Annotated in this window: 16 protein-coding genes; 13 read left to right on the top strand and 3 right to left on the bottom strand. The window is 62.3% G+C overall.

Annotated elements, in window-relative coordinates:
• The first annotated feature begins 37 nt into the window (after positions 1-37).
• Both ASG03_RS05735 and ASG03_RS05730 read left to right on the top strand, forming a co-directional pair.
• On the top strand, positions 38-325 hold the full coding sequence (locus tag ASG03_RS05735) for a DUF982 domain-containing protein (RefSeq protein ID WP_082475546.1): 288 nt from the start codon (positions 38-40) through the stop codon (positions 323-325).
• A gap of 161 nt (positions 326-486) precedes the next feature.
• Positions 487-750 carry a BON domain-containing protein gene (locus ASG03_RS05730; RefSeq protein WP_062471053.1) on the top strand — a complete coding sequence of 88 codons (264 nt, stop codon included), beginning with the start codon at positions 487-489 and terminating at the stop codon, positions 748-750.
• 156 nt (positions 751-906) lie between these two features.
• On the opposite strand, the gene ASG03_RS05725 is transcribed toward ASG03_RS05730, so the two are convergent.
• Positions 907-1,272 (bottom strand): YraN family protein, encoded by a 366-nt coding sequence (locus tag ASG03_RS05725; RefSeq protein ID WP_062692774.1) that lies wholly within the window; start codon positions 1,270-1,272, stop codon positions 907-909.
• Positions 1,269-2,201 carry a 16S rRNA (cytidine(1402)-2'-O)-methyltransferase gene (rsmI, locus tag ASG03_RS05720; RefSeq protein WP_062471047.1) on the bottom strand — a complete coding sequence of 311 codons (933 nt, stop codon included), beginning with the start codon at positions 2,199-2,201 and terminating at the stop codon, positions 1,269-1,271. Before rsmI ends, ASG03_RS05725 begins: the two co-directional genes overlap by 4 nt.
• Positions 2,202-2,431: 230 nt before the next feature.
• Here rsmI and dnaN point away from each other — a divergent pair, with 230 nt between their 5' ends.
• The 6 genes from dnaN to ASG03_RS05690 all read left to right on the top strand — a co-directional run bounded on the left by dnaN (position 2,432) and on the right by ASG03_RS05690 (position 7,246).
• Positions 2,432-3,550 (top strand): DNA polymerase III subunit beta, encoded by a 1,119-nt coding sequence (gene dnaN, locus ASG03_RS05715; RefSeq protein ID WP_062471044.1) that lies wholly within the window; start codon positions 2,432-2,434, stop codon positions 3,548-3,550.
• A 287-nt stretch (positions 3,551-3,837) separates the two neighbouring features.
• Entirely contained in the window at positions 3,838-4,434 is a 597-nt protein-coding gene (gene pmtA / locus ASG03_RS05710) for a phospholipid N-methyltransferase PmtA (RefSeq protein ID WP_062471041.1), read from the top strand.
• Between the two features lie 30 nt (positions 4,435-4,464).
• On the top strand, positions 4,465-5,109 hold the full coding sequence (locus tag ASG03_RS05705; protein ID WP_062471038.1) for a histidine phosphatase family protein: 645 nt from the start codon (positions 4,465-4,467) through the stop codon (positions 5,107-5,109).
• Positions 5,102-5,815, top strand: a complete 714-nt coding sequence (gene pyrF / locus ASG03_RS05700) for an orotidine-5'-phosphate decarboxylase (protein ID WP_062471035.1) — start codon at positions 5,102-5,104, stop codon at positions 5,813-5,815. Before ASG03_RS05705 ends, pyrF begins: the two co-directional genes overlap by 8 nt.
• Positions 5,816-5,850: 35 nt before the next feature.
• Positions 5,851-6,138, top strand: a complete 288-nt coding sequence (locus ASG03_RS05695; protein WP_062471032.1) for a DUF1330 domain-containing protein — start codon at positions 5,851-5,853, stop codon at positions 6,136-6,138.
• A 127-nt stretch (positions 6,139-6,265) separates the two neighbouring features.
• Positions 6,266-7,246, top strand: a complete 981-nt coding sequence (locus ASG03_RS05690) for a complex I NDUFA9 subunit family protein (RefSeq protein ID WP_062692772.1) — start codon at positions 6,266-6,268, stop codon at positions 7,244-7,246.
• Between the two features lie 511 nt (positions 7,247-7,757).
• Here the strand turns inward: ASG03_RS05690 and ASG03_RS05685 are convergent.
• A complete protein-coding gene (locus ASG03_RS05685) occupies positions 7,758-8,564 on the bottom strand; it encodes an undecaprenyl-diphosphate phosphatase (RefSeq protein WP_062692770.1) in 807 nt (268 codons plus the stop codon).
• Positions 8,565-8,758: 194 nt separating this feature from the next.
• Between ASG03_RS05685 and ASG03_RS05680 the strand changes: the two genes are divergently transcribed.
• The 5 genes from ASG03_RS05680 (at position 8,759) to ASG03_RS05660 (ending at position 13,678) form a co-directional block, all read left to right on the top strand.
• Positions 8,759-9,451, top strand: a complete 693-nt coding sequence (locus tag ASG03_RS05680) for a glutathione S-transferase family protein (protein ID WP_062471024.1) — start codon at positions 8,759-8,761, stop codon at positions 9,449-9,451.
• The gene (gene queG / locus ASG03_RS05675; protein WP_062692767.1) at positions 9,432-10,607 is read left to right on the top strand and encodes a tRNA epoxyqueuosine(34) reductase QueG; all 1,176 of its coding nucleotides are present in this window, start codon (positions 9,432-9,434) and stop codon (positions 10,605-10,607) included. The genes ASG03_RS05680 and queG overlap by 20 nt, the downstream gene beginning before the upstream one ends.
• Positions 10,607-11,485, top strand: coding sequence for an SDR family oxidoreductase (locus ASG03_RS05670; protein ID WP_062692765.1), 879 nt, complete (start codon positions 10,607-10,609; stop codon positions 11,483-11,485). The genes queG and ASG03_RS05670 overlap by 1 nt, the downstream gene beginning before the upstream one ends.
• A 343-nt stretch (positions 11,486-11,828) precedes the next feature.
• Positions 11,829-12,200 (top strand): septal ring lytic transglycosylase RlpA family protein, encoded by a 372-nt coding sequence (locus ASG03_RS05665; protein ID WP_082475594.1) that lies wholly within the window; start codon positions 11,829-11,831, stop codon positions 12,198-12,200.
• Positions 12,201-12,388: 188 nt separating this feature from the next.
• Positions 12,389-13,678 (top strand): RsmB/NOP family class I SAM-dependent RNA methyltransferase, encoded by a 1,290-nt coding sequence (locus tag ASG03_RS05660; RefSeq protein WP_062692764.1) that lies wholly within the window; start codon positions 12,389-12,391, stop codon positions 13,676-13,678.
• The last annotated feature ends 117 nt before the right edge of the window (positions 13,679-13,795 follow it).

Below are 13,795 nucleotides of genomic sequence, written 5' to 3'. Positions count from 1 at the left end.
TAAAGGCCGACGGTTATCGGCAGCGGAAGGATTCGGCATGACGGTAAGTAATTACACAGTGATCAATGAAAAATGGTGGCAGCAACCGGTCGTCCTCGAACTCGGCGGCATCGGAGACTACCGGATTATCCGCAACACGCGGGAAGCGGCCGAAGTCCTACTCGACAAATGGCCGACACATGAAGGCGCCGCCTACGGAGCCGCCCTGCGAATGTGCCGCTACGTTCTGAACGGCGAGCAGCCCGCGGATTATGCACGCGAGGACTTCATCGCGGCGGCCGTCGAAGCGTTCATCCATGTCGAAGACGGGCGCCGCCTCTTCTGATCGACCGTTCATGGCGAGACGGTACGCCTCACGGCGAAGCGGGATGGCGTGGAACATTCCTGTGAGACCTCGCGTTGCATTGCAGCGATAACGCTGATCCGCGAAACGGCCAAAAACGGCCGGCCCTGAATGCGGAACGCGGGCAACAGGGGCGCACAGGCATGCCGATTGACAAGCAGACATATTGCCGACGCGACGATGAACCCCATCTGCGGGATGACGACCTCGCAAGCAAGGTCTCACGATACATCCAGTATGTGGCCCTCGTCGATACGACCCACCTTGATGTCATCGCCATCGGACGCACCATCATCCTGTCCGGCTATGTGTCGAACGAAGCCGAGGTCGGTTGCGTCGAACAGGCAGCCGCATCGGTGATCGGTGTTCATCTCGTCGAGAACAATGTAACCGTCCGGCACCACTGAGAGTTCCAGGTGCTCGAGCAACATCGCGTCCGGCAGACGTCTTTCAGGTTCTTCGACCAAGCAGGCTGACGCGCTCTCCGTCGCACCCCTATCCGTCACGACCGCATCTGGCGAACATCACACGAGAACGCGCACCGAACAGAACCGTCTCCCCGACTAGAACGCGTCGGGGAAGTGGACCGGCCAACGCCATGGCGTGACGGCCATGATGTCATAGCGGATCGACAGGCGATCCGCATCTGGCTGCCGTTGCAGCCAGAGTTCGCTCGCGTTCCGGATTCTCGCCTCCGACAGGGCACTCACCGCGGCGATCGCCGCATCCGCGCTTCGGCGCGCCTTCACCTCGACGCAGGCGATGAGATCGCCACGCCGGGCGATGATGTCGATTTCCCCGAGCTTCGTGCGGTAGCGAAAGGCGACAATCCGATAGCCGCGCAGCATGAGGGCTAGGGCTGCGAGATATTCCGCAAGGGCCCCTCTGCGCAGCGCCTGCAAGCGTCGCCGGTCGGCCCTTTGCGTCACGGCTGATCCTTGAGCACCAGAAGCCGGTCATAGAGCGTGCGCCGGTTCAGTCCCGTGCGTTTTGCAGCTTCGGTCGCCGCCTTGCCGGCCGACATCTCGGCGGAAAGCTCTGTCAGGAGAGCATCGACATCCTGCGCTTCCGGTGCCGCTTCCTCCGGAGGCGGGCCGATGACCAGCACGATTTCGCCCTTCACGACGACGTCGCCGCCGTAATGGTCGGAAAGTTCACCGAGCGTCCCGCGCCGGAACTCCTCGTAGGTCTTGGTCAGTTCGCGACAGACCACCGCCGCGCGTGCCCGGCCGAGCGTCTCCGCAGCGCCGATCAGCGTGGCGCCGATCCGGTGAGGCGACTCGAAGAAGATCAGCGTTGCCGGCACGCGGGAAAGGTCGCCCAGCCGGTCGCGCCGCGCCTTGTCCTTGGAGGGCAGAAAGCCTGCGAAGAGGAAGGCCTCGTTCGAAAGTCCGGAGCCGACCAGCGCAGCCAGGGGGGCCGAAGGCCCGGGGAGGGGCACCACCCTGTGGCCCGCTTCGATCGCCGTCTGGGCAAGCCGATAACCCGGATCGGACACAAGAGGCGTGCCCGCATCCGACACCAGCGCGACCGACCGGCCGGCATCGAGCGCCGCGATCAGCCGCGGGCCGGCCTCGTTCGCATTGTGCTCGTGATAGGCGTAGGGACGGTTGGCGATTCCGTAGCGGTCCAGGAGAACGCGTGTGACGCGTGTGTCTTCGCAGGCTAGCACATCGGCGCCGGCCAGGGTTTCCAATGCCCGCAGGGTGATGTCGCCGAGATTGCCGATCGGCGTCGCCACCAGATAGAGCGCCGGCTCGATCGGTCGGGCATCCACGATCGTATCGTGGACGCGATAGCTGCGCGACCGTATGTCGGCATCCGATGCCGCACCGCGTTCTCTTGTCTTGTCCTTCATGCGGTCTTTATGGGGGAGCCGGTGTCGGGCCGCAAGCCGGAGCGTCGAAGGATAATGGTGGGCAGTGTAATGCGAGCGCGGCTTGGCCCTTGCACTTCGTCCCGGTGTAGTGCCATTTTGCGCGTCCACATCCACGCCGCCCTTCGGCCGCCCGCGGCCCGGTGGCCGAGACGTTCAAGAGTTCAAGCCGGGAGGTCTCTCCCGGTCCTGATGGAAAGCGACAGCATCTCATGCGCATTACGATCGAGCGGTCCAATCTCCTCAAATCGCTGAACCACGTCCACCGCGTCGTCGAGCGCCGGAACACCATTCCGATCCTGTCGAACGTTCTGCTGCGGGCCGACGGCGAGAGCCTCGACATGAAGGCGACCGACCTCGATCTCGAAATCACCGAGGCGACACCGGCGCAAGTCGAGCAGCCGGGTGCCACCACTGTTCCAGCCCACCTGCTCTACGACATCGTCCGCAAGCTGTCGGACGGTTCGGAGGTCCGGCTTTCGACCAATGCCGAGGGTACAGCGATGACGGTCGCCTCCGGCCGATCGAAGTTTTCGCTTCAATGCCTGCCGCAGTCGGATTTTCCGGACCTGAACGCCGGCACCTTCACGCACAAGTTCACGATGAAGGCGACCGATCTCAAGATGCTGATCGATCGCACGCAGTTCGCGATCTCGACGGAAGAGACACGCTACTATCTGAACGGCATCTATATCCACACGATCGAAAGCAAGGGAGACCTGAAGCTGCGCGCCGTGGCAACGGACGGGCACCGTCTTGCGCGCGCCGATCTGGAGGCGCCTTCGGGCTCCGAAGGCATGCCGGGCATCATCATTCCCCGCAAGACCGTGGGCGAACTGCAGAAGCTGGTGGATCAGCCGGACGCGACGGTGACGCTGGAGCTTTCCGATGCCAAGATCCGCATGAGCATCGGCTCCATCGTCATGACATCGAAGCTGATCGACGGGACGTTCCCGGATTACCAGCGCGTCATTCCGGCCAATAACGAGAAGGAACTGCGGATCGATTGCCAGTCCTTCGCGCAGGCCGTGGACCGCGTTTCCACCATTTCCTCCGAGCGAGGTCGTGCCGTGAAGCTGGCGCTTGCCGACGGACAACTGACGCTGACGGTCAACAATCCCGACAGCGGGAGCGCGACCGAAGAACTGCCGGTCGGTTACGACAATGACCCTCTCGAAATCGGCTTCAACGCCAAGTATCTCCTCGACATCACGGCCCAGCTCTCGGGGACCGAGGCCGTCTTCATGCTCGCCGATGCCGGCTCGCCGACATTGGTCCGCGATCTCGCTGGTGAAGACGCGCTGTACGTGCTGATGCCGATGCGCGTGTAAGGCGGCACCGCGTTTAACGCCGTCACCGCCTGTTCTTTGCTGCATGCCTGTCTTGAGCGCCCGCGAGGATTCCCTTCCGGGCGCTTTTGCATGTCAGGGCATTGTCCAGGCCGAGCACCGACCGTCTTCCGCCCAATGTCGACCGCTCCTTACAGAGCAAACCCCTTGGGTTTCCTCCGCAATGCCGCTCAGCAAAATGACGCAAAGAGGACGGTTTTTGTCGCGTTGGATATTTGAATGGGGTATGACAGCGAACGCTCAAGCAGCGAGTCGGAGTGGAGACGGGTATGAATTTGCGTTTGAAAGAGCGTTTCGGCAAGAAATTCGATGAGGAAATCCGGTTCTTCAAGGGCTGGCGCAGCAACATGAAGGCCGTGGGTGCCATCACGCCGACCTCCTCGATCGCCGCGCGGCGGATGGCAAGCGTCATCGATACCGATTCGGGCCTGCCGGTCCTTGAGCTTGGACCGGGCACCGGCGTCATTACCAAAGCCATCCTCGATCGCGGCGTGGCGCCCGACCAGCTCGTGTCGGTGGAATATTCGAGCGACTTCTACACCCAGCTCCTGGCGCGCTTTCCCGCCGTCGAGTTCATCAACGGCGATGCCTTCGATCTCGGCACCACGCTCGGCCGCCGTGCCGCAGATCAGTTCGATTGCGTCATCTCGGCCGTCCCGCTTTTGAACATGCCGATGCCGCGCCGTGTCGCGTTGATCGAGGATCTGCTGACCCGGGTACCCGTCGGTCGCCCCGTGGTGCAGATTTCCTACGGTCCGCGTTCGCCTGTCGCCAACTTGCCGGACCGGTTCCGCACCGAACAGCTCGACTTCATCATGCGCAATATCCCGCCGGCGCGGCTCTGGATCTATCGCAAGACCCATTGATCGCGTCTTCTGGGCGCACGGGGCACCGTCATGTTCGGCCTTTATATCAGCCATCCCGAGGTTTCGATCGATCCCGACGTGCCGATCCCGCGCTGGGGCCTTTCGGAGCGGGGTCGCGCGCGGGCCGGGGTCGCAGCGCAGGCCGGTTGGGCACGGCGTCTCGGTCGGATCGTCTCATCGGACGAAACGAAAGCGCTGGAGACGGCCGGCATTCTGGCGGATGTATCGGGAGCTATTGTCGAGGTTTTGGAAAACGCCGGCGAGAACGACCGCTCGGCAACCGGATTCCTGCCCTCGGCGGCGTTCGAGGCGGCGGCCGACAGCTTCTTCGCGAAGCCTTCCGTGAGCTTTCGCGGCTGGGAAACGGCGGACGACGCGCAGGCCCGCATCGTCCAGGCCGTCACGACTGTGCTCGATACGCACGACCCAACCGTTCCCATCGCCTTCATCGGCCATGGCGGCGTCGGCACGCTGCTCTATTGTCACCTCTCCGGCCTTCCCATTTCGCGGGCTCACGACCAAGGGCCGGGTGGTGGGCACCTCTTTGCGTTTCCGCTCCGCGCGGTGCGCGACCGGTCCGAGGATGTCTGTGAGACGGCTTTTTCCCTTGCTCGCCATCGCCCGGTGTGCAAGTGGACCCGCATTGAGGATTGGCAGGGGTGGACGGATGGCTGAGGCAGCGCGCGACAGGTTGATCATCGGTCTTGATGTCCCCACGGTCGCCGAGGCGCAGGGCATTGTCGATGCCGTTGGCGACGAAGGCCGCTTCTACAAGATCGGCTATCAGCTGATCTTTGCCGGCGGTCTCGAATTTGCGCGAGACCTCGCCGCCTCGGGCAAGAAGATCTTTCTCGACATGAAGCTTCTCGATATCGACAATACGGTCGCCAAGGGCGTCGAGAACATTGCGCGCATGGGAATGACCATGCTCACGCTGCACGCCTATCCAAAAGCCATGGCCGCCGCCGTTGAGGCGGCGAAAGGCTCCGGCCTCTGCCTGCTGGGCGTGACCGTGCTCACCTCGATGGATGCGGACGACCTGAAGGCCGCCGGCTATGCCGACGATCCGCGCGCGCTCGTGCTGCGCCGCGCAGCCCAGGCGCGGGATGCCGGAATGGGCGGCATCGTTTGTTCGGCCGAAGAGGCTGCGATCGTGCGCGAGGTCGTCGGTCCGGATCTCGCCGTGGTCACGCCCGGCATCCGGCCGGCGGGCGCTGACAAGGGCGACCAGAAACGGGTCATGACCCCCTTCGATGCGATCTCGTCCGGCGCAAGCCATCTCGTCGTCGGTCGCCCGATCGTTCAGGCGGCGGATCCCCGTGCTGCGACGCATGCCATTCTTGACGACATGCGCCGCGCCAGCTGGCCCAGCAACGACTGACGGCGTCAGCGCAACACATCTCAGAGGAGACCGATATGGCCAAGGGATACTGGATCGCGCGCGTCGATGTTCGCGATGTCGAGCGTTACAAGGATTACGTCGCGGCGGCCAAGCCGGCCTTCGAGAAATATGGCGCTGTCTTCCTCGCGCGGGGCGGGCCGGTGGAAAAGCTTGAGGGCAACATCCGGGCGCGCAACGTGATCATAGAGTTCCCCTCGATGGAGGCCGCCACGGCCTGCTACAATTCGCCGGAATACCAGATCGCTGCGGCCATCCGCCAGGAGGTCGCAGATGCCGACATGCTGGTGGTCGAAGGCGTCTAAGCGGCGCCGTCCCTCTGCGACATGTTGCGCTGCATGATATCTTTCCGTACGAGGCGGGTTAAGCTATATCGCATGACTGAGCATGCTTGAAACATCCTATGCCTGAACACCACCGGAGCGCCGTTCCATGACCCTGTCCAATCTTCCCCCGCTCGTCACCGTCTTCGGCGGATCGGGCTTCGTCGGGAGGCACGTGGTGCGCGCGCTTGCTCGGCGCGGTTTTCGCATTCGCGTCGCCGTACGCCGCCCGGATCTGGCAGGCTTCCTGCAGCCGCTCGGCAATGTCGGCCAGATCTCGTTCGTGCAGGCCAACCTGCGCTATCGCCAGTCGGTCGATGCCGCCGTGCAAGGCAGCGATCATGTCGTCAACTGCGTCGGCATCCTGTTCGAGGCTGGGCGAAACACGTTCGATGCGGTGCAGGATTTCGGTGCGCGCGCCGTGGCTGAGGCTGCCCGCAGCGTCGGCGCCTCGCTCACCCATATCTCCGCGATCGGCGCCGATGCGGCCAGCGCATCCATCTACGCCCAGTCCAAGGCGAAGGCCGAAAAAGCCGTGATGGAGATCAAGCCGGATGCGGTCATCCTGCGCCCTTCGATCGTCTTCGGTCCGGAAGACGGTTTCTTCAACAAGTTTGCACAAATGTCGCGTTTCTCGCCGGCGCTCCCGCTCGTTGGCGGCGGCAAGACTGCATTTCAGCCGGTCTATGTCGCGGATCTAGCGGAAGCCGTCGCCAAGGCTGTCGAAGGAGCAGTCGAAAAGGGCAGGATTTACGAGCTCGGCGGTCCCGAAGTCCTGACCTTCCGCCAGTGTCTGGAGATCATGCTGAAGGCCATCGACCGTAAGCGTGCACTCGTCACGTTGCCTTTCGGTGCCGCCTCGCTGATCGGCAGCGTTGCCTCCCTGATTCCGCTCATCACCCCGCCGCTTACCACAGACCAGGTGACGCTGCTGAAGAGCGACAATGTCGTGTCGCAGGCGGCCGAAGCCGAGGGGCGAACCTTCAAGGCTTTCGGCATCGAGCCGACGTTGGTCGAGGCGATCATTCCGAGCTACCTCGTCCGCTATCGCCCGCAGGGACAGTATACCCGCTCCGGCAAGGCCGCCTAAGGCCGCCTGGAACATCGGGCTTGATAAGCCGCCAGTGATGAGCCGGCGGCTTTTCTTTGTCCGGAAAGGTCGGCGTTGCAGTTCTGCCGCACTGCACTTTTCCCGATGGCCTTTACCGGCGATTCAACATGTTGCGTTATTGCTTGTGCCGGTGCTGGGGCATAGACAGCAGCCGCGTGCCTTTGTCAGGGTCAGGGCACGCCATTCGGACATCTCGAAAGGCTAGAGAGTAAATGGGTAAGTCGATCGCAATCTTCTTTGCGTGCGCGGCATTGGTCATCGTTGCCGGCTCGTTCGCCGCGCCGAAGACCGTGGCAGGCAGCCACGATAACTGTGCGCCGGCTTATGGCGTCGATCCTTGCACGACGTCGTCGATCGGTTTTGCTTCCGGTCGCTGATGTTTTTGCCGCAGCGAAAGCCGCTGGCTAAGATGTGAATTCTAAGGGTATGGCGGGGGCCAGGAAACCGCATGCGGACCGTTCATCGGCCGCATGCGGTTTTTTTATGCGGTTCAGCCGAACACGGTGAGGCCGATGAGGCCGGCAATGCCGACGATGATGCGCCAGATGGCGAATGGCGCAAATCCGCGACTGGAAACAAACGCGAGAAGCGAACGCACCACGAGGAGTGCCGAGACGAAGGCGGCAATGAAGCCGACCGCGATCAGCGAGGCATCGTTGAAATCCAGCACGTCGCGGTTCTTGTAGAGATCGAGAACCGTCGCTCCCAGCATGGTCGGAATGGCGAGAAAGAACGAGAATTCCGCAGCCGAGCGCTTGTCCGTCCCCATCAGAAGCGAGCCTGCGATGGTGGCGCCGGAGCGCGAGGTTCCCGGAATCATCGCGAGGCACTGAAACAGGCCGATCTTCAGCGCCAGCGACGGCGTGTAGTCCATCATGTCATGGTAGCGCGGCTTGATCGGCATGCGGTCGATTGCATACAGAATGATGCCGCCGACGATCAGCATGATGCAGATGAGCTTGGGCGTTTCGAAAAGAACGTTCTTGATGAAGTCGTGAGCGAGAAAGCCGATGACCGCCGCCGGCAGGAAGGCGAGCACGATCAGGAGAACAAAGCGTCGGGCCCGGGGATCGTTCGGCAGAGCGATCAGGATCGACCAGAGGCGATGGAAATAGACGGTCAGGATCGCAAGAATGGCGCCGAGCTGGATGATGATCTCGAAGGTCTTTCCCTTCGATTCAAATCCGAGGAAATGCCCCGCCAGCAGGATATGGGCGGTCGAGGAGACGGGGATGAACTCGGTCAGGCCCTCGATGAGGCCCAGAATGAGTGCACTGAGGATCGAATGTTCGGGCATCAGGTAAAGTTCCTTTAAGCAAAGGAGTTTAAGGGTTCAGGAACCGGGGGAGGGCCGATTCGCTTGAGTTCGGGAAGGCTTGCTTCTATAGCTGCGACGAGCGCTGCCTTATAGCTGTCTTCCCTCTGCCATGGCCAGACGAAACCGCGCCTCCCGATCCGACCTTGAAATCCTGTTCCGAGACAGATCCATCGATGCCCACTCTCTATCATCACTCCATGTCCACAGCGTCCCGTTTTGTCCGGCTCATCCTGTCGGAATACGGCTACCAGACGGATCTGACGGAAGAGCAGCCTTGGGAAAAGCGACGCGATTTTCTGGCGCTCAATCCGGCCGGAACCTTGCCGGTCTATGTCGATGACAGCATGCGCGCTCTTTGCGGTGCCGCGGTCATCTCCGAATACCTCGATGAGACCAATGGCGTGCTGAAGCGCGAACGCCGGCTTCTGGCGGAAGATCCATTCCAGCGCGCGGAGATCCGCCGCCTCACCGAATGGTTCCTTCTCAAGATGGAAGCGGACGTGACCCGCCCCCTGGTCCGCGAGCGGATCTTCAAGCTGCAGATGACGGCGGAGCAGGGCGGCGGCGCCCCCGACTCCAAGATGCTGCGCCTGTCGCGCGCCAATATCCGCCAGCACATGAAATACCTGTCCTGGCTGGCGGGGTCGCGCACCTATCTGGCAGGCGATCGCCTGTCCTATGCGGACCTTGCCGCAGCGGCGGCGCTTTCCGTGCTCGACTACATGGGCGAGATCGACTGGACGGAGGCTCCCGCCGCCAAGGATTGGTATCAGCGGCTGAAGTCGCGTCCGTCTTTCCGCCCGCTGCTTGCCGAGCGCGTGCGCGGCCTTACTCCGGTATCGCATTATGCGGACCTCGACTTCTGATCCGCAAAGCCGCGCTGACGGCGCTCTCGCACGTCGCCGCGCGGGACTGACAGCCTTTCTGAAGGCCGAGGCACAGGCGCAGGGCTTCGATGTCTGTCGCATCACGATGCCTGACGCCATACCGGATGCGCCGGCCCGTCTGACAGACTTCCTGCACAAGGGCTATCACGGCACCATGGACTGGATGGCAGAGACCGCCGATCGCCGTGCCGATCCCCGAACGCTCTGGAGCGAGGTCCGCTCGGTCGTCATGTTCGGCATGAATTATGGCCCGGACCATGATCCTCGCACCGTCCAGGAATTGAGGGATCGTGGTGCGATCTCGGTCTATGCGCAGAACCGCGATTATCACGACGTCATCAAGGGGCGACTGAAAGAGGTCGCGACACGCTTCGCGGCGCGCGCGGGCGCCGATGTCAAAGTCTTCGTGGACACGGCGCCGGTGATGGAAAAGCCGCTCGCCGAGCAGGCGGGTCTCGGCTGGCAGGGAAAACACACCAATCTCGTCAGTCGGACGTTCGGCTCCTGGCTGTTTCTCGGCAGCCTGTTCACGACGGAGGATCTCGCGTTCGATGCCGCCGAGCGGGATCATTGTGGCTCCTGTCGGGCCTGCCTCGACGCCTGTCCGACGGATGCCTTTCCGGCACCCTACAAGATCGATGCGCGCCGCTGCATCTCCTACCTGACGATCGAGCATAAGGGGTCGATCGACCCTGCACTGCGCCCGGCCATCGGCAATCGCATCTACGGATGCGACGACTGCCTTTCGGCCTGCCCCTGGAACAAGTTTGCGGCCGTCGCGCGCGAGATGAAGCTGAAGGCGCGCGCCGACCTCGCCGCGCCGTCGCTGGCTCTGCTGCTTGCACTCGATGATGCCGGCTTTCGCACGCTCTTTTCCGGTTCCCCGGTCAAGCGCATCGGGCGCGACCGCTTCGTGCGCAATTGTCTGATCGCTGCGGGCAATTCGCGCGATCCCGAACTGATCGCGCCAACCCGCGCACGCTTGAGCGATGCTGCGCCTGCGGTGCGGGGAATGGCCGTCTGGGCGCTGTCCCGTCTGATGCAGCCGAACGCTTTTCAGGCGCTTGCCCGAGAGCGGCCACCGGAAAATGACGGCGAGGTCTTGGACGAATGGAAACGCGCAGGAGCCGCATGATGGACGTTCTCATTCTGGGTGCTGGTTTTTCCGGGGCCGCTATCGCGCGCCGGCTTCTGCCGTCGGCGACCTCGGTCGCCGGCACGACCCGGTCTCCCGAGCGGCAGCAGGCACTCGCAGCCATGGGCCTGGACGCGCTGATCTACGACGGCGAAACCCTTTCTGCCGAACTTCTCTCCGTGATGGGGCGGGCGACGCATCTCGTACAATCGATCGCACCCGGCAAGGCCGGCGATCCGCTGATGCGGCCCGGTACACCAAGCCTCTCTCACCTCATGCCGAATCTGCGCTGGGTGGCCTATCTTTCCACCGTCGGCGTCTACGGCGATCACAAGGGCGCCTGGGTAACCGAGGACACGCCGCTCGATCCGGTATCGACCCGCTCCCTGGAACGTGTGGAGGCAGAAAACGCGTGGCTGGGTTACGGCCGGTCGGTCGGCATTCCCGTGGCCGTTCTGCGTCTGTCCGGCATTTACGGGCCTGGCCGCAACGGCTTCTGCAATCTCGCCAACGGGACGGCACGGCGTCTCGTAAAGCCTGGGCAGGTCTTCAACCGCATCCGTGTCGAGGACATCGCTGGTGCAGTCGCCTTTCTCGTTGAGAACAGTATGGGGGGCGTCTTCAACGTGACGGATGATGAACCCGCGCCGCCGCAAGACGTCGTGCTGGAAGCCGCTCGTCTAATGGGCGTAACGCCTCCGCCGGAGATGGCCTTCGAAACGGCCGACCTCTCCCCGATGGCGCGAACCTTCTACGGAGAAAACAAGCGCGTTTCGAACGCGAAACTCCGCGCTTCCGGATATACCTTTCTTCACCCCGACTATCGGCAGTCTCTGCAACAGATGTGGAACGAGAATTGCTGGAAAGCGCAGATCTGAAAATGCGCAGCCGGTCGCCGAGGACACAACCCTGTCGGGAATTTGCGCAGCACCGGTGACCTGCGGATGACGAAATTATGGGCTTTTCAAAAATTTAATCTCATTTTATTCAGCCTGTGGAAAAACTATTCCACAAAATGCCACATTTACTGAATCGTCTTGATTCAACGCATTTTTTTCCAGTGATGGCGCGTGATTCAAAAATTTAAGAAAATTCAACAGAGGACAGGATCAGTAAACCCTAACTGTTGCTTAACGGTTGAAGCTCTTTTTTGCCATTTTTGCCCCGGACAAGCCGTCTCGTTCGCTGAAAAGCAAGACGATACGACAAAGGGGTACCTGGTTGACGACACTGAAACTTGCGAATGTCGCACTGGCGGCATGCGTTGCTTTGGGGGCAACTTTCACATCCATCACACCATCACAGGCCGCAGGCGCAGGATGTGGCGGCGCATCGTGGTATGCACTCTCATCGCGGACCGCTTCCGGTGAACGGATGAATGCCAAATATCTCACCGCAGCACACCGCAGCCTGAAGTTCGGCACACGGGTCGAAGTGACGAACAAGCGAAACGGCAAGAGCGTCGTTGTCCGCATCAATGACCGAGGCCCCTTCATCCGAGGCCGCGTGCTCGATCTCTCCAAGGCCGCAGCCTCGCAAGTCGGTATGGTCAGTTCCGGCCACGCCAGCATCTGTTACCGCGTCGTCGGATAAATCCCGACGGTCGTAAAAAGGTTCCGGAAAAAAATTCCGGGTCTGTCCGGAAACCGCCTGCGCGGCATGCGTCCGCAGGGAAACGCTCTAGGATCGCAGGGCCTTCCGGCTTGCTCTTCGCTTTCATCGCCGGTACACGCGCCACAATGGATGTTGGATCAGTACCGCCGAACGATGGAGAATGAGCGATGCGACTGGGTGGACGACTTGCCGGTGCAATCGATGTTCTCTCCGACATCGAGGCGCGAAAGCGTCCTGTTGCGGACGCGCTGAAGGACTGGGGTCTCTCCCATCGTTTCGCGGGCTCCGGCGACCGCGCTGCTATTGGCAACATCGTCTACGATGCGCTTCGTCAGAAACTGTCTCACGCCTGGCTGATGGACGACGACCGGGCGACCGCACTCGGTTATGCCGTCATGCTGCGTCAGTGGGGCGAAACGCCGGAGACGCTGGCGGCAAGCCTCGAGGGTGATCGTTTCGCACCGCACCCGCTTCCCGACGCGGCGCTGGCCGCGTTTCGCACGCGCGACATCAACGAGGCCCCCGCGCATATCCAGGGAGATGTTCCGGAGTGGGTCGTGCCGTCCTTTCAGGCGGCCTTCGGGGATCGCTGGCTGGACGAAGCGGCCGCACTCGCCGAACGCCCGGCACTCGATCTGCGTGTCAACACGCTGAAGGCCTATCGTGCGAAAGTGCAGAAGGCGCTGGAAGACGCCGGCGTGCGTCCAACAGAGACCGCGCGCCAAGGCCTGCGCGTTGCGCCGGGCGAGGGGCCGTCCCGACTTCCCAATGTCACGGCCGAGCTTTCCTTCCAGAAAGGCTGGTTCGAAGTTCAGGATGAAGGCTCGCAGATCGTTGCGGACCTCGTCGGTGCGGCCGGCGGCGAGCAGATCCTCGATTACTGTGCCGGCGGCGGTGGAAAGACGCTCGCTCTTTCGGCCACCATGGACAACAAAGGTCAGATTCACGCCTTCGACACCGACCGCAAGCGGCTGGCACCCATCATCGAGCGATTGAAACGGGCAGGCACCCGAAACGTGCAGGTTCACGACCGGCAGCAGGCACTCGCCAGTCTGGCCGATCGCTGCGATGCCGTGCTGGTTGATGCCCCCTGCACAGGAACCGGAACTTGGCGCCGCCGGCCCGACACGAAATGGCGGCTGAACGAGCGCAACATCGAAGAACGCCAGGGCCAGCAACGCGAAGCGCTGGCGGAGGCCGCACGCTACGTCCGACCCGGCGGCCGTCTCGTCTATGTGACCTGCTCTGTACTTCCGGAAGAGAATGATCAGCAGATCGATCGATTTCTAGCGGAGAATGCGGGCTTTACCGCGGTGCCGGCGATCAAGAGCTGGGAGACCCTGTTCGGCACGTCGGCGCGTCGCCCGGTCACACGCGATGGCCGCACGCTGACCCTGTCCCCGGCATCGACCGCAACCGATGGCTTCTTCTTTGCCATGCTGCAGCGGCAGGGATGACAGGGTCAAAGCGGGTAAACTATACCCTTTGACACAAGTTTAGTTTTCGTTCATGAGGATCGGACAAGGGCAGCAGCATGCCGGAAAGGCATGGCCGTCCCCAATCCGTTTCACACG

The sequence above is a fragment of the Rhizobium sp. Leaf341 genome, from assembly GCF_001424325.1.
GTDB lineage: Bacteria > Pseudomonadota > Alphaproteobacteria > Rhizobiales > Rhizobiaceae > Ferranicluibacter.
This window is presented reverse-complemented; position numbering and strand designations above follow the sequence as displayed.